The sequence below is a fragment of the Metallibacterium scheffleri genome, assembly GCF_002077135.1.
Classification (GTDB): Bacteria; Pseudomonadota; Gammaproteobacteria; order Xanthomonadales; family Rhodanobacteraceae; genus Metallibacterium; species Metallibacterium scheffleri.
Window position 1 is genome coordinate 1064311 of record NZ_LDOS01000002.1, and the last position, 15045, is coordinate 1079355.

Here is a 15045-nt window from a genome sequence, read left to right on the forward strand (position 1 = left end):
TCTTCAGGCCGCCACCCTGCCGGAATCACGTGCGGATCGGCGCGCGGGCACATGGGCGACCTCGTCTTTTACAGATGCACGGCTTCGACGTGCTGCAACAGCAATTGCAGGCGCTCGCGGTCTTGCCAGGTGTCCAGCTGCAGGCGATAGGCCGCGCGCATGCGGGTGGGCGGACGCTCGCCGGGCGCCTGAAAATACACCGCGTCGAGTTCGGGGCCGTGCGGCAGCGCCTGCAGACGTAGACGCCAGTGGCCACCGCTGAGCGGGCGCCAGTGCAGGCAAGCGAAATCACCCTCGAACAGCGGCTCGGGGAAACCTTGCCCCCACGGACCACCGTCGCGCAACGCGCGCGCCAGATCGAGGGTGAACTCATCGGCCTGCAGTTCGCCATCGGTCCACAGCACCGGCTGCAGCGCCCCGGGGGCGAGGCGCGCGTGCACGGCGTCATTGAACGCGCTGGCGAAGCGCGCGTAGTCGGCGCTGCGCAGGCTGAGGCCCGCCGCCATGGCGTGTCCGCCGAAGCGCAGCAGCAGACCAGGGTGCGCGGCATCGACATCGGCCAGCGCATCGCGAATGTGCAGGCCGGGAATCGATCGCGCCGAGCCGCGCAGTTCGCCGGGTGCGCCGGCAGCAGGCGCGAACGCCACCACCGGGCGATGCAATCGTTCCTTCAGGCGCGCAGCCACCAGGCCGACCACGCCCTCGTGCCAGCCCGGCTGCAACAGGCACACGCCGCAGACGTCGGCAACGTGATCGGCGTCGGCCAGCGCCAGCGCCTGCTCAAGCATGCCGGCCTGCACCTCGCGGCGCTCGGCGTTGATGGCATGCAGTTGCGCGGCCAGCGCTGCGGCGCGCGCGGCGTCATCGGCGAGCAGGCATTCGATGCCGATACGCATGTCGTCCAGCCTGCCCGCGGCATTGATGCGCGGCGCCAGCGCGAAGCCCAGATCAGCGGCTGAGGCAACGCGCGCATCGCGACCGCTGACCGCGAATAGCGCCGCGATGCCGTGCGTGGCGCGACCATCGCGCATGCGTGCCAGCCCGGCGCGCACCAGCGCGCGGTTGTTCACATCCAGCGGCACCAGATCGGCGACCGTACCCAGCGCGACAAGGTCCAGCAGCGGCGCCAGATCGGGCTCGGCGACATCACGGTAGCGCCCTTGCGCACGCAGCGCGGCACGCAGACCCAGCAGCAGGTAGAACATCACGCCGACGCCAGCCAGCGCGCGGCTGGCAAAGCGCTCACCGGGCAGATTCGGATTGAGGATGACATCGGCCGCGGGCAGCGCCGCGCCGGGCAGATGATGGTCGGTGACCAGTACGCGACAACCGCGCGCGCGCGCCGCGGCCACGCCATCCAGCGCGGCGATGCCATTGTCCACGGTAATCAGCAGATCGGGTGCCTGCGCCAGCGTGGCGACCAGCGCCGGGCTCAGGCCATAGCCATGCACCAGGCGATTGGGCACGGCGTAATCGACGTGGCGCGCACCGAGCAGGCGCAGTCCGCGCAGGCCGACCGCGATACCGGTAGCGCCGTCGCAATCGTAATCGCCGACGATCAAAATGCGGGCATCGCGCGCCAGCACATCCAGCAGCAGCGCGGTCGCGGCCGGCATGGCGGAAAAATCCTGCGGCGCGAGCAACGCGGCCAGGCGCGGCGTGATGCTGGCGGCATCCAGTGCGCCGCGCGCGGCATACACGCGCGCCAGCGCCGGGTGCAGGGCTTGCGGCAGTGGTGTGGCGGCATCCAGCACGCGCTGGCGCAGGCGCATCATGGCCGCCATGCACGCCGCCAGAAACGCCAGCGCTGCGCTGCACGGATGCGCCAGCGCGCGCCATCGATGAAGGCCAGGCGCAGGATTTCATCGCGATGCAGCGCGCGCGCAGCCTGCGCGATGGCAGCGCGTGCCGACTGCGGATCAAGCGCGGCAAGATCGCTGCAGCGATCGCCGCTAGCGCGCGCCGGCAGCGACCCGTCGACGATGCTGATGCCGGCATGCTGCGCCAGCGCGCGCACCAACGCATCGATCGAGCGCACCTGCGTCAACGCGGTACGCGGTCGTGCCGGCAAAGCGCCACCGCCCCACAGCCACAGCGCATTGACCGGCGCCAGACCCTGCTGCGCGCGCACGCGATTGCGCGAATGCTGATGCAGCAGCACCTGCAGTTCGGTGAACAGGGCGCGCCAGCGGCGGCCTTCGACGCCTTGCGGCAGATGCGGCAGCAGCTGTTCGCCGAGCACCGCCTCGGGTGCCGCGAACCTCGGCAACGGGCTGCCCGTGGGCAGGCGCAATTGCCAGCGGTCCGGGCTGGTGATCTCCAGCAGCATGCCCGCATCGCCCAAGAGCGGGCGCAGCGGGCGCGCGAGATCCTCGGCTTCGACACGCGTCAGGCCCAATGTGCCACAGGCCAGCAGTCGCGCACCGGACATCTCGGCCTGCACCCAGGCCGGGTCGGCGCACAGCCACACGCTGTCGCCGGCGTCGTGCGCGGCGGCCTCGCGCAGCAGCGCCGCCACCGGCAAGGCCGTACCGGGCAACGCGAATAGCTCGCCCAGCGCGGCCAGCAGCCCCGGCGGCTGCGCGGGCAGGCGATCACCACGCCCCAGCAGGCGCCGCAGCGCCAGCTCATCGGCGAGCCGCGCCAACGGCGGCAGCAGCAGCGTATGCGTGTTCATGTGCGCAGCCTAAACCCGGCACTTGGCGCGCACATCAGCCACGCTCATGCAGCCGTGTCGGGATCGAGCCGGGCGTAGATGTCCAGCCACTCCTGCTCGAGCCGAGCGTGTTCGGCGTGCAGCCCGGCCTGCTGCTGCAGCAGGTGCGTCAGTTCGGCATCGGCGCTGGCGTAAAGTTGCGGATCGGCCAACTGCTGCGCCTGCGCGGCCAGTGCGTCGGCCAGCGTCTGCAAGCGGCTTTCGACCTTCTGCAACCGTTGGCGCAGGGGCTTCTCGCGCTCGCGTTGCTGGGCTGCCTGACGACGCCGTTCGCGTGCGTTGATCTCGGCCCCGGCCGCCTTGCCGGTACCGCTACGTGCACTGCGCGTCGAGGTGGATTGCAGCGCGGCGTAGTCGTCCAGGTCGCCATCGAAGACCTGCACCTCGCCGTCGTGCACGCGCCAGAAGCGCTCGCACACCAGGCCCAGCAAGTGGCGGTCGTGCGCCACCAGCAGCAGCGCGCCTGGATAATCGTTGAGCGCCTCGGCCAGCGCCTCGCGCATGTCCAGATCGAGGTGGTTGGTGGGCTCGTCCAGCACCAACAGGTTGGGCTTGCGCCACGCGATCAATGCCAGCGCCAGGCGCGCACGCTCGCCGCCGGAGAAGGCCTCGACCGGTTCGAACGCACGCTCGCCGGCGAATTGCCACTGCCCCAGCCAGTCGCGCAGCACCTGCGGTGCGGCGCGCGGTGCCAGCTCGGACAAATGCGCATAGGCGCTGTGCCCGGCGCGCAAGCTTTCCACCGTGTGCTGGGCGAAGTAGCCGATGACCATATCCTTGTGCGCCTGGCGCGTGCCGCCTTGCAGCGCCAGTTCGCCAACCAGTGCCTTGACCAGGGTGGACTTGCCGGCGCCGTTGCGACCGAGCAAGCCGATGCGGTCGCCGGCCTGCACGTTGCAGCGCACGTTTTCCAGGATCTCGTGACCGGGATAGCCGATCGCGGCGTCGTCCAGCGCCAGCAGCGATTCGGGCTGGCGCTCGGGTGCCGGAAAACTGAAGCGGAATGCCTCCGCTGGACGCAGCACCACGGTATCGCCCAGTTTTTCCAGGCGTTTCATGCGCGACTGCGCCTGTTTGGCCTTGGTGGCCTGGGCCTTGAAGCGATCGATGAAGGATTGCAAATGCGCGCGTTCGGTCTGTTCGCGTGCGCGCATCGCCTGCTGCTGCTTGAGCTGTTCGCTGCGTTGACGCTCGAAGGCGCTGTAGTTGCCGACATAGGCGCGCGCGACGCCGGCCTCGATATGCAGGATCTGCGTGCACACCGCGTCCAGAAACTCACGATCGTGCGAGATCAGCAGCAGCGTGCCCGGATAGCGCAGCAGCCAGGTTTCCAGCCACAGCACGGCATCCAGATCGAGATGGTTGGTGGGCTCGTCCAGCAACAGCAGGTCGGATGGCGTCATCAGCGCGCGCGCCAGGTTCAGGCGCGCGCGCCAGCCACCGGAGAAACGCGCCACCGCGTGCTGGTGCGTCTCCGGCGCGAAACCGAGTCCGTACAGCAGGCGCGCGGCGCGCGCTTCGGCATCGTAACCGTGCAGTGCCTCGATGCGCAGATGCGCCTGCGCGGCGGCCTCGTGATCGTCCGCTTGTGTGGCCAGCGTGGCAGCGCGATGCGCGGCGTGCAGCTCGGCATCGCCGCCAAGCACGAAGTCCAGCGCGGTTTCCGGTAGCGACGGGGTTTCCTGATCGACCGCCGCCATGCGCAGGTCGGCGGGCATGTCGAGGCTGCCGGCATCCGGCTCCAGCTCACCCTTGAGCGCGGCGAACAGGCTCGACTTGCCGCTGCCGTTGCGGCCGATCACACCGACACGCCAGCCGGCGTGCACGTTCAGATCAAGGCCGGACAGCAGCAGTCTGCCGCCGCGGCGCAATGCGACACCACGAAAGGAAATCACTCGTAGCGCACGCCGACGATATCGAAGCAACGCGGCCCGGCAGGGGCGTTGAAATCCACGCTGTCGCCGACGCTTTTGCCGATCAGGCTGCGTGCGAACGGGCTGCTGACCGAGATCAATCCGGCCTTGATGTCGGCTTCGAGGTCGCCGACGATCTGGTAGGTGATGGTCACGCCGCTGTCCGCGTCCTCGAGTTGCACGCAGGCCCCGAAGACGATTCGCGGCGCGGCGTTGAGGCGCGCCACGTCGATGATCTCGGCGAAGGACAGCGCGGCTTCCAGCTCGTTGATGCGGCCCTCGATGAAGCCCTGTTGCTCGCGCGCGGCGTGATATTCAGCGTTTTCCTTGAGGTCGCCGTGCGCGCGCGCCTCGGCGATGGCGTGGATCACGCGCGGGCGCTCGACGGTTTTCAGGCGTTCCAGCTCGGCGCGCAGGCGCTCGGAGCCTTTTCGGGTCATGGGGGCGCGCTTCATGCGTGCAGCTCCTGATGCAGTTCCTGCAGACTCAGCACCTCGCCCTGGCCACGGAAGTCCAGCGAGTGCAGAAGGGCGCGCGCGCCTGCGATGGTGGTGGAATACGTGACGCGCAATTGCAGCGCCTCGCGACGGATCGAGAACGAGTCGGCGATGGCCTGCTTGCCCTCGGTGGTATTGACGATGAATACGATCTCACCGTTCTTGATCAGATCGACGATGTGCGGCCGGCCTTCGAGCACCTTGTTGATGCGCGCGCAGACTACACCGTGGCTGCTGAGGAATGCAGCCGTGCCGCTGGTCGCGACCAAGCCATAGCCGCGTCGCAGCAGGTCCAGCGCCACCGGCAGCAGGCGTTCCTTGTCGGCATCGCGCACCGACAGGAACGCCCTGCCCAGCGGCGGCGCCTTGATCCCGGCGGCCTCGTGCGCGCGTGCGAAGGCCGCGCCGAAGCTGCGCCCCACGCCCATCACTTCGCCGGTGGAACGCATCTCCGGGCCGAGGATCGGATCGACGTTCTGGAACTTGGCGAAGGGGAAAATCGCCTCCTTCACCGAGTAGTAATCCGGCACCACTTCGCGCGTGGCGCCCTGCTCCACCAGCGAGCGTCCGGCCATGCAGCGCGCGGCGATCTTGGCCAGTGCCACGCCGCTGGCCTTGGACACGAACGGCACCGTGCGCGAGGCGCGCGGATTCACCTCGAGGATGTAGATGGTTTCGCCCTGCACCGCGAACTGGGTGTTCATCAGGCCGTTGACCTTGAGTGCGCGCGCCAGTTGCATCACCTGCGTGCGCAACTGCGCCTGCACGGCGGGCGACAGCGAATACGGCGGCAGCGAGCAGGACGAGTCGCCGGAATGCACGCCGGCTTCCTCGATGTGCTCCATGATGCCGCCGACCAGCACGTTGCCATCGGCATCGGCGACGACGTCGACATCGACCTCGATGGCGTTGTCCAGAAAGCGGTCAAGCAGCACCGGCGAGCGTTCGGACACGCGCACCGCGTCGCGGATGTAGCGCGTCAGATCCGCATCGGAATACACGACCTCCATGGCGCGCCCGCCGAGCACGTAGCTGGGCCGCACCACCAGCGGATAACCGATCTCGCGCGCCAGCACCAGCGCTTCGTCGGCGTTGCGCGCGGTGCGGTTGCGCGGCTGCAGCAGGCCCAGTTCGCTGACCAGCTTCTGGAAACGCTCGCGGTCCTCGGCCAGATCGATCGAATCGGGACTGGTGCCGATCACCGGCGCACCGTTGGCTTCCAGCGCCTGTGCCAGTTTCAGCGGGGTCTGTCCGCCGTACTGCACGATCACGCCGACAGGCTTTTCCAGCTCGACGATCTCCAGCACGTCTTCCAGCGTCAGTGGCTCGAAGTACAGGCGATCGGAGGTGTCGTAATCGGTTGACACGGTCTCCGGGTTGCAGTTGACCATGATGGTCTCGAAGCCGTCCTCGCGCAGCGCCAGCGCGGCGTGTACGCAGCAGTAGTCGAACTCGATGCCTTGGCCGATGCGGTTGGGGCCGCCACCGAGCACCATGATCTTTCTGCGATCCGTGGGTGCGGCCTCGCACTCGTCCTCGTAAGTCGAGTACATGTAGGCGGTGCTGGTGGCGAACTCGGACGCGCACGAATCCACGCGCTTGTACACCGGACGCACGCCCAGTGCATGGCGCAAGTGGCGCAGCGCTGCCTCGTCGGTGCCAACCAGCGCGGCCAGGCGCGCATCGGCGAAGCCCAGACGCTTGAGCGCACGCAGGCGCACGGCGTCCAGAGCCTTCAGGCCACCCTCGCGCACGCGCGCTTCTTCCAGCACCAGATCCTCGATCACCGCCAGAAACCACGGATCGATGTGCGTCAGCGTGTGGATTTCCTGCAGCACCAGACCGGCGCGGAAGGCATCGGCCACATAGAACAGACGCTCCGGGCTGGGTTCGCGCAACTCGCGCTTCAGGCGCACCAGATCGTCGGGCAGTGACAGATCAAGTTCGGTCGGATCCAGTCCGTTCTTGCCGATCTCCAGCCCGCGCAGCGCTTTTTGCAGCGACTCGTGCATGCTGCGCCCGATCGCCATGACCTCGCCGACCGATTTCATCTGCGTGGTCAGGCGCGCGTCGGCGGCCGGGAATTTCTCGAATGCGAAGCGCGGAATCTTGGTGACCACGTAATCGATGCTGGGCTCGAAGCTGGCCGGGGTCTTGCCGCCGGTGATCTCGTTGCGCAGCTCGTCCAGCGTATAGCCCACGGCCAGCTTGGCGGCGACCTTGGCGATCGGGAACCCGGTGGCCTTGGACGCCAGCGCCGAGGAGCGCGACACACGCGGGTTCATCTCGATGACCACCACGCGGCCATCCTCGGCGTTGATGCCGAACTGTACATTGCTGCCGCCGGTGTCCACGCCGATCTTGCGCAGGATGGCGATGCTGTCGTCGCGCAGGCGCTGGAATTCCTTGTCGGTGAGCGTCTGCGCCGGCGCCACGGTGATGCTGTCGCCGGTATGCACGCCCATCGGATCGAGGTTTTCGATCGAGCACACGATGATGCAGTTGTCCGCCTTGTCGCGGACCACTTCCATCTCGAACTCCTTCCAGCCCAGCACCGATTCCTCGACCAGCACTTCGTGCACCGGCGAGAGTTCCAGGCCGCGCCTGGCGATGTCCTCGAACTCCTCGCGGTTGTAGGCGATGCCGCCGCCGCTGCCGCCAAGTGTGAAACTGGGACGGATGATGGTCGGGTAGCCCACCAGCGTCTGCACCTCCAGCGCCTGCTCGAAGCTGCGCGCCACCGCGGCCTTGGGGCAGGCCAGGCCGATCTCCTGCATGGCCACGCGGAACAGCTCGCGGTCCTCGGCCATGCGGATCGCCTCGCGCGAGGCGCCGATCATCTCGACGCCGTATTGTTCGAGCACGCCGTGATCGGCCAGATCCAGCGCGCAGTTCAACGCGGTCTGCCCGCCCATGGTCGGCAGCAGCGCGTCGGGCTTTTCCTTGGCGATGATGCGTTCCAGTGACTGCCAAGTGAGCGGCTCGATGTACACCGCGTCGGCCATGTCCGGGTCGGTCATGATCGTCGCCGGGTTGGAGTTGACCAGCACCACGCGGTAGCCCTCCTCGCGCAGCGCCTTGCATGCCTGCGCGCCGGAGTAATCGAACTCGCAGGCCTGACCGATCACGATCGGACCGGCGCCGATCAGCAGGATGGTTTTGAGGTCGGTGCGTTTGGGCATGTCAGCGCGCCTCCATCAGCGCCACGAAACGGTCGAAGAGGTCGGAGACGTCGTGCGGCCCGGGACTGGCTTCCGGGTGACCCTGGAACGAAAACGCCGGCGCATCGCTCAGTTCGATGCCTTGGTTGGAACCATCGAACAGCGAGCGGTGCGTGACGCGCGCGTTGGCTGGCAGCGTGGTTTCATCGACCGCGAAACCGTGGTTCTGGCTGGTGATCAGCACGCGCCCGGAAGCCAGTTCCTGCACCGGGTGATTGGCGCCGTGGTGGCCGAATTTCATCTTCAGCGTCTTGCCACCGACGGCGAGGCCGAGCAACTGGTGGCCAAGGCAGATGCCGAACAGCGGCGTCCTGCGCGCCAGGAACTCGCGGATCGCGGCGATGGCGTAAGCGCAGGGCTCGGGATCACCGGGACCGTTGGACAGGAACACGCCGTCGGGCTTGAGCGCCAGCGCGACGCTGGCCGGCGTCTGCGCGGGCACCACGGTCACGGCGCAGCCGCGATCCGCCAGCAGGCGCAGGATGTTGTGTTTGACGCCGAAGTCGTAGGCCACCACGTGCCGGCGCGGCGCAGCATGCGCGCAGCCGCCGCGGTCGAGATCGATGCTGCCATCCTGCCAGCGATACGCTGCCGTGGTGCTGACCACGCGCGCCAGGTCCATGCCGGCAAGGCCGGGAAAACCGCGCGCGGCGGTCACGGCGCGCACGGCGGCATCGGCGTGCGCGGCCTCGGGGCCGGCCAGGATGCAGCCGGACTGCGCCCCCTTGTCGCGCAGGATGCGCGTGAGCTTGCGCGTGTCCAGTCCGGCGATGGCGACCACACCATGGCGTGCGAGGTAATCCGGCAGGCTCTCGCGGTTACGCCAGTTGCTGGGCAGGCGCGGCACGTCGCGCACGATCAAACCGGCGGCATGCACCTGCGCGGACTCGTCATCGTCCGCGTTGCAGCCGGTGTTGCCGATGTGCGGATACGTCAGCGTGACGATCTGCCTGGCATAGGACGGATCGCTGAGGATTTCCTGGTAGCCGGTCATGGCGGTGTTGAACACCACCTCGCCCACGGTGGAACCGGGGGCGCCAACGCTCATCCCCACGAAAAGGGTGCCGTCTTCGAGGGCGAGCAGGGCTGGATCATGCATGGGGGTACGCCTTCCAGATGCGACAAGACCCGCGATCCAGCGCGCGGCGGGACCGAGGTGTGGGGGGACAGCAGGCGAGGCGCAATTCTAGGCGCGTCGCGGCATGAAGTCACGCGCCGCGAGCCGCGCACTCGCTAGAATGCGCTGGTCAACCCCCGGAGCGCACCGGATGAACGCCGCTGCCCTGCCCGCTTTCGACACCGACTGGCTGCCTGCCGCCACGCACCTGCTCAGTCCGGCGCGCACGCTGCGCCACGAGCCCTTCGATTTCATCGTCGTGCCGGACCTGCTGCCCGCCGCGTCGGCGCCCGCGCTGCTGCCGGACTATCCGCATTTCAACGAGGCCGGGTTCTTCCCCTACACGCCGCAGCAATGCGGGCCGCGCTTCAACGCGCTGGTTGCGGCACTGACCGCGCCGGCGTTCGCCGATGCGCTGGGCGCGCAACTGAATATCGAGCGGCTCAGCCAGTACCCCACCCTGGTCACGCTGTGCGGGCGCATGAACATGCGCCACGGCACCATCCATACCGACAGTCGTTCCAAAGTGGCCACGGCGCTGCTTTACCTCAACACCAGTTGGCCGGACACCAGCGCGGGTTGCCTGCGTTTTCTGGCCGACGCGCATGACATCGACGCCGTGCTGGTGCCCGAGATCAGACCGCTGTTCGGCACGCTGGCGATGTTCAAGCGCGCCGACAACTCCTTCCACGGTCATCTGCCCTGCGAGGGCGAGCGCAAGGTGCTGCAGATCGCCTGGGTGGTCAGCGAGGAGGCCAAGGCGCGCAAGACCCGGCGTGGACGCTTTTCGCGCCTGATGAAACAATTGTTCGGCGGATTCGACCGCAGGCTCGGCGCGGGGCGCGACCGCAACGCGGGGCACCTGGACTGAGCCGCCGCGCCAGGATCCCGCTCACGGAATCGTGTTATGCACCGCGGCAAACGATGCCGTCACTCGGCGTTACCATGCGTACACTGAACTGATACGCGCTGCGCTTGGCCCGGCATGGCTGCGTGTCGCATCGCGCAGACCAACCACAGGTGCGCATGAACGGCAGGAAGATACCGCCCGTCTGGATCCTTGCCCTGCCCTGGCTCACCTTCGGCATGGTCAGCGGTTTCGTGCTGGTGACGCTGCCCAACGTGCTGGGCGCGCAGGGCATCCCCGGCGCGCGCCTGGGCGTGGCGGTAGCTGTGATCGGTTCGCCGATGTTCTGGAATTTCATTTTCGCGCCGCTGCTGGACGTACGCTTCAATCGCCGCACCTACGCGCTGGTGTTCGGCATCCTTGGCGTGGCCGCCACGGCCTTCACCGTGTTGCACATGCACCAGTTGGTCGTGGTCGAGATCGTCATGCTCATCGGCTTTCTGTCCGTGTGCATGTACCAATCTGCAGTGGGCGGATGGGTAGGCAGCCTGATTGGCGAGAACCAGGACAGCAAGCTCGGCGCATGGAGCACGGTGTACAACCTCTCCGGCGGCGGCATCGGCACGATGGTCTCCGGTTATGCCATCGAGCATTGGAACATCACCACGGCGGCAGCACTGTGCTTTGCGGTTTTCCTCGCGCCATTACTGGCGTTCATCTGGATTCCATCCGTCCAGGTCGGCACGGTGCGCATGGGCGAGAACTTCAGCCGCTTCGTGCGCGAGATCGGTGCCCTGGTCAGGCGTCCGCAGGTGCTGATGGCGTTGGCGATGTTCATCCTGCCTTCGGCCTCATTCGCGCTGACCAACGTGCTCAGCGGCTGGAGCGGTGATTTCCGCGCCAGTGAACAATTCGTCAGCCTGATCGGTGGCGGCGGCATCATCGCCGGGGGCATCATCGGCAGTCTGCTGGTGCCGATACTGGCGCGGCGCATCCCGCTACGGGCGCTGTATCTGTCCATTGGCCTGGTCGGGGCGAGCTTCACCCTGTGCATGCTGCTGCTGCCACGCACCGAGGCAGTGTTCGGTCTGGTCTTCCTCGGCGAGAACACGATGCAGTCGGCAGCCATCGCTGCTGCGGCTGCAATCACCTTCGAGGTCATCGGTACCGGCAACCCGCTGGCTGCAACGACCTATGCGCTACTGATCGCTGCCGGCAATCTGCCCATCGACTACATGGCCGCCGTGGATGCGCGCGGCTATGCCTGGCATGGCATCAGCGGAGCCTTGCTCACCGACGCGCTGCTCAGCGCCGGCGCCTGCCTGTTGCTGGTGCTGCTGTTTCGGCGCCGCCTCCTCGCGCAACCGCAGCGCGGCGCGGCTCAGGTCGGCAATCTGTCACGCGGAACATCCAGCACCTGTTCGAGCGTGTAATGGCCCGGCGGGCGCCCCGCCAGCCAGCAGGCTGCCTCGAGGGCCCCGCGCGCGAAGATGACGCGGTTGCCGGCCCGATGCGTGAGCTCGATGCGCTCGCCCGCGCCCAGCAGCCACACGCCGTGTTCGCCCACCACGTCGCCGCCGCGCAACACGGCGAAACCGATCGCGCCCGGCGCGCGCGGCCCGACCTGTCCGTGGCGCGCGGTCTGCATCACTTCCTCGAGGCGCCGCCCGCGCGCGGCGGCAGCGGCTTCGCCCAGTGCCAGCGCGGTGCCGGAAGGCGCGTCTTCCTTGCGCGCGTGGTGTGCCTCGAGAATCTCGATGTCCCAATCCGGCAACGCGGCGGCAGCCGCGCGCAACAGGCGCGTCAGCAGGCTGATGCCGAGGCTGAAATTGGCCGCGTGCAGCACCGCGATGTGCGCGGCAGCCACATCCAGCGCAGCCCACTGCGCCGCGCTCAATCCGGTCGTGCCGCTGACCAGCGCCATGCCGCGCTCCACGCACAGCGCCAGCGCACGATCAAAGCCCCCGGTGCTGCTGAAATCCACCAGCACCCGCGCACCGGCGTCGCCCAGACGCGTGCTGTAGGTCAGCGCGCCGGGCACGGCCGGACTGACCAGCGGCGTGCCCTCCAGTGTCGAGCCCGGCGCCACCAGCGCGGCGGCGAGTTTCAGGCGCGCATCCAAGCGCGTCAGCTCGATCAGGCTGCGCCCCATGCGCCCGGCGGCGCCGTGGATGGCAATGCGAATGGGTTCGGTCATGGGCGTTCGGGCAGGGTCAAAACGCGAGCTTAGCGCGGCAGACTCGGCTTGCGCGTCGCGCGATGCGTCAAACGTGTCGCGCCAGCCAGCGCAGCCACTGCGTTTCGTCCCAGACCTCGACGCCCAGCGCGCGGGCCTTGTCGAGCTTGCTACCGGCTTCGGTGCCGGCGATCACCAGGCTGGTGGTCTTGGACACGCTGCCGGCGACCTTGGCGCCGAGCTGTACCAGCGTGGCCTTGGCTTGCTCGCGGCTCATTCGGGCGAGCGTGCCGGTGAGCACCACGGTCTTGCCTGCGAGCGGGCCTGCGGATGTCGATGTGCCTTCAGCTTCGGCCAGCACACTGCGCGCGTAGGTGTCGGCAGCGACAAGGGCATCGAAGTCGGGCGTATGCAGCCAGGCATCGAGCGCGGCCTGCGCACGGCTGTTCAAACCCGTTGCGGCGCCATGTATCGCGCGCAGGGCACGCGCGTCGGGGCAGGCCTCGGCCAGCGTTTGCGCGCCGCCCTTGCCGATGTTGCGGATACCAGCGCGTTCGATCAGTGCCGCCCAGTGCAGATCGCCCAGCAAGGCGCGGCGCGGGGCATGCTCATCGCTCGCTGCCACGCCCGCGGCGAGCAGCGTATCCACTGCTGCGGCGTTGCCCGGCTGCGCGAAAAAGGTGGCGATGGAATTGGCGACCGCGTGGCCGATATCGGGCAGGCATTCGAGCACCAGCACCGGCGCACGACGTACGCGCTCGAGGCTGCCCAGCGCGTCGGCCAGCGTCCTCGCGGTTTCCTCGCCGATGTGCATGATGCCCAGCGCGAACAGCAGCCGCGCCAGCGTGGGTCGCGTGCTGGCGGCGATGGCGGCGATCAGGTTCTCGGCCCACAGCGTGGCGACCTTGCCCTGCTTCACCGTTTCCGGCGTGGTGCCATCGCGCGCATCCGCACGGCGTTTCATCGCCAGCAGATCGTCCAGCGTGAGGCGATACAGATCGGCCGGCGTGTGCACATAGTCGAAGGCGATCAGATCCTCGATGTAGCGTTCGCCCAGACCATCGATGTCCATGGCCCGGCGCGCGGCGAAATGCAGGATCGCCTCGCGGCGCTGCGCCGCGCAGCTCAGGCCGCCCGAGCAGCGCCAGGCACTGGCACCCGCCTCGCGCAGCAGTTGCGCGCCGCATACCGGGCAGTGCGCGGGCATGTGCCATGGCTGCGCGTGCGGCGGGCGGCGCTCGGCTACCACGCGCACGACTTCGGGGATCACGTCGCCGGCACGGCGCACGATCACGGTATCGCCGACGCGCACGTCCAGCCGCCCGATCTGGTCGGCGTTGTGCAAGGTCGCATTGGTGACGGTGACGCCGGCGACCTGCACCGGCGCCAGACGCGCCACCGGCGTGGCGGCGCCGGTACGCCCGATCTGCACGTCGATGGCCTCGAGCACGGTCATCTGTTCCTCAGCCGGAAACTTGTGCGCGATCGCCCAGCGCGGCGCACGCGCGACGTAGCCCAGTGTCTCCTGGTCGGCATAGCGGTCGAGTTTGTAGACCACGCCGTCGATGCCATACGGCAAATGATCACGCACCGTGCCAATGCGCTGGTAATAGTCGATCAGACCGGTGAAACCGTGCGCGGTAGAGACTTCGCGGGCGACGGGAAAGCCCAATTCGCGCAGCCATGCCAGCATGCCCGACTGGGTGGCCGGCAGTCCCTCGCGCGGATCGGCGATGCCGATTCCATACGCCATGAAAGTCAGCCGGCGCCTGGCCGTGATGCGCGGATCGAGCTGGCGCAGCGCACCCGCGGCGCCGTTGCGCGGATTGGCCAGCGCAGGCTGGCCTTGCGCAAGCGCATGCCGGTTGAACGCATCGAAATCAGCACGCAGCATGATGATTTCACCGCGCACCTCGAACACGGCGGGTGCATTGCCGCGCAAACGCAACGGGATGGCGCGTACCGTGCGCAGGTTGGCGGTCACATCTTCACCCACGCTGCCATCACCGCGCGTGGCGCCCTGCGCCAGCAACCCATGTTCATAACGAAGGCTGATGGCCAGCCCGTCGAATTTGGGCTCGACCGAAAACTCGAGGTCATCGCGGCCCAGTGCCTGCCGCGCATCGAGCACAAACCGCTCGATGCGTTTACGCGCCTCCCCGGGGCGTTTTTCCTCATCGACCGTGACCGATTCGATCGACAGCATCGGCAGCGCATGGCGCACCTCGGCGAAGCCGCCGGCCGGTCGCGTACCGACACGCTGCGTGGGCGAATCGGCTGTCACCAGTTCGGGATGCGCGGCTTCCAGCGCCTGCAGCTCGCGCAGCAAGCGGTCATATTCGGCATCCGGTATATCCGGATCGTCGAGCACGTAATAGCGGTGATTGGCGTCTTCGATGCGCAGACGCAGGCGGGCGATTTGCGCATTCGGCGCAGACGGGTCGGACATGAACACGCTCCTCATGCGGCGGCATCGCCGCAAGATCACAACTTGCTTGCAATGTGCACCGCATGGCTCCGGCGCATAGTGTGGTGCCGCATAATCGCCGTAGCGGCGC

Annotated in this window: 10 protein-coding genes; 2 read left to right on the top strand and 8 right to left on the bottom strand. The window is 68.0% G+C overall.

Annotated features, from left to right (window positions below):
* Positions 1 to 68: 68 nt before the first annotated feature.
* The 6 genes from recJ to carA are packed head-to-tail and all read right to left on the bottom strand — an operon-like array spanning position 69 to position 9446.
* The gene (gene recJ / locus Mschef_RS10020; protein WP_081128056.1) at positions 69 to 1784 is read right to left on the bottom strand and encodes a single-stranded-DNA-specific exonuclease RecJ; all 1716 of its coding nucleotides are present in this window, start codon (positions 1782 to 1784) and stop codon (positions 69 to 71) included.
* Positions 1772 to 2677 (bottom strand): hypothetical protein, encoded by a 906-nt coding sequence (locus tag Mschef_RS10025; RefSeq protein ID WP_081128058.1) that lies wholly within the window; start codon positions 2675 to 2677, stop codon positions 1772 to 1774. Before Mschef_RS10025 ends, recJ begins: the two co-directional genes overlap by 13 nt.
* 44 nt (positions 2678 to 2721) lie before the next feature.
* Positions 2722 to 4611 (bottom strand): ABC-F family ATP-binding cassette domain-containing protein, encoded by a 1890-nt coding sequence (locus Mschef_RS10030; RefSeq protein WP_081128059.1) that lies wholly within the window; start codon positions 4609 to 4611, stop codon positions 2722 to 2724.
* Entirely contained in the window at positions 4608 to 5084 is a 477-nt protein-coding gene (gene greA, locus Mschef_RS10035) for a transcription elongation factor GreA (protein WP_081128061.1), read from the bottom strand. Before greA ends, Mschef_RS10030 begins: the two co-directional genes overlap by 4 nt.
* Positions 5081 to 8308, bottom strand: a complete 3228-nt coding sequence (gene carB, locus Mschef_RS10040; RefSeq protein ID WP_081128062.1) for a carbamoyl-phosphate synthase large subunit — start codon at positions 8306 to 8308, stop codon at positions 5081 to 5083. The genes greA and carB overlap by 4 nt, the downstream gene beginning before the upstream one ends.
* A 1-nt stretch (position 8309) precedes the next feature.
* On the bottom strand, positions 8310 to 9446 hold the full coding sequence (carA, locus tag Mschef_RS10045; RefSeq protein ID WP_081128064.1) for a glutamine-hydrolyzing carbamoyl-phosphate synthase small subunit: 1137 nt from the start codon (positions 9444 to 9446) through the stop codon (positions 8310 to 8312).
* A gap of 169 nt (positions 9447 to 9615) precedes the next feature.
* Here carA and Mschef_RS10050 point away from each other — a divergent pair, with 169 nt between their 5' ends.
* Positions 9616 to 10335, top strand: a complete 720-nt coding sequence (locus Mschef_RS10050; RefSeq protein ID WP_081128066.1) for a 2OG-Fe(II) oxygenase family protein — start codon at positions 9616 to 9618, stop codon at positions 10333 to 10335.
* A gap of 155 nt (positions 10336 to 10490) precedes the next feature.
* On the top strand, positions 10491 to 11744 hold the full coding sequence (locus Mschef_RS10055; protein ID WP_081128067.1) for an MFS transporter: 1254 nt from the start codon (positions 10491 to 10493) through the stop codon (positions 11742 to 11744).
* Here the strand turns inward: Mschef_RS10055 and dapB are convergent.
* Both dapB and ligA read right to left on the bottom strand, forming a co-directional pair.
* Positions 11693 to 12508: a 4-hydroxy-tetrahydrodipicolinate reductase gene (dapB, locus tag Mschef_RS10060; protein ID WP_081128069.1), complete on the bottom strand. Its 816-nt coding sequence runs from the start codon at positions 12506 to 12508 to the stop codon at positions 11693 to 11695. The genes Mschef_RS10055 and dapB overlap by 52 nt on opposite strands.
* Positions 12509 to 12575: 67 nt before the next feature.
* Entirely contained in the window at positions 12576 to 14936 is a 2361-nt protein-coding gene (gene ligA, locus Mschef_RS10065; protein WP_081128071.1) for an NAD-dependent DNA ligase LigA, read from the bottom strand.
* Positions 14937 to 15045 lie beyond the last annotated feature (109 nt).

Excerpts from the sequence above, each read along its gene's own strand:
- recJ (WP_081128056.1), bottom strand. The coding sequence starts at position 1,784 with ATGGCGGCCATGATGCGCCTGCGCCAGCGCGTGCTGGATGCCGCCACA.
- Mschef_RS10025 (WP_081128058.1), bottom strand. The coding sequence starts at position 2,677 with ATGAACACGCATACGCTGCTGCTGCCGCCGTTGGCGCGGCTCGCCGAT.
- greA (WP_081128061.1), bottom strand. The coding sequence starts at position 5,084 with ATGAAGCGCGCCCCCATGACCCGAAAAGGCTCCGAGCGCCTGCGCGCC.
- carB (WP_081128062.1), bottom strand. The coding sequence starts at position 8,308 with ATGCCCAAACGCACCGACCTCAAAACCATCCTGCTGATCGGCGCCGGT.
- carA (WP_081128064.1), bottom strand. The coding sequence starts at position 9,446 with ATGCATGATCCAGCCCTGCTCGCCCTCGAAGACGGCACCCTTTTCGTG.
- Mschef_RS10050 (WP_081128066.1), top strand. The coding sequence starts at position 9,616 with ATGAACGCCGCTGCCCTGCCCGCTTTCGACACCGACTGGCTGCCTGCC.
- Mschef_RS10055 (WP_081128067.1), top strand. The coding sequence starts at position 10,491 with ATGAACGGCAGGAAGATACCGCCCGTCTGGATCCTTGCCCTGCCCTGG.
- dapB (WP_081128069.1), bottom strand. The coding sequence starts at position 12,508 with ATGACCGAACCCATTCGCATTGCCATCCACGGCGCCGCCGGGCGCATG.
- ligA (WP_081128071.1), bottom strand. The coding sequence starts at position 14,936 with ATGTCCGACCCGTCTGCGCCGAATGCGCAAATCGCCCGCCTGCGTCTG.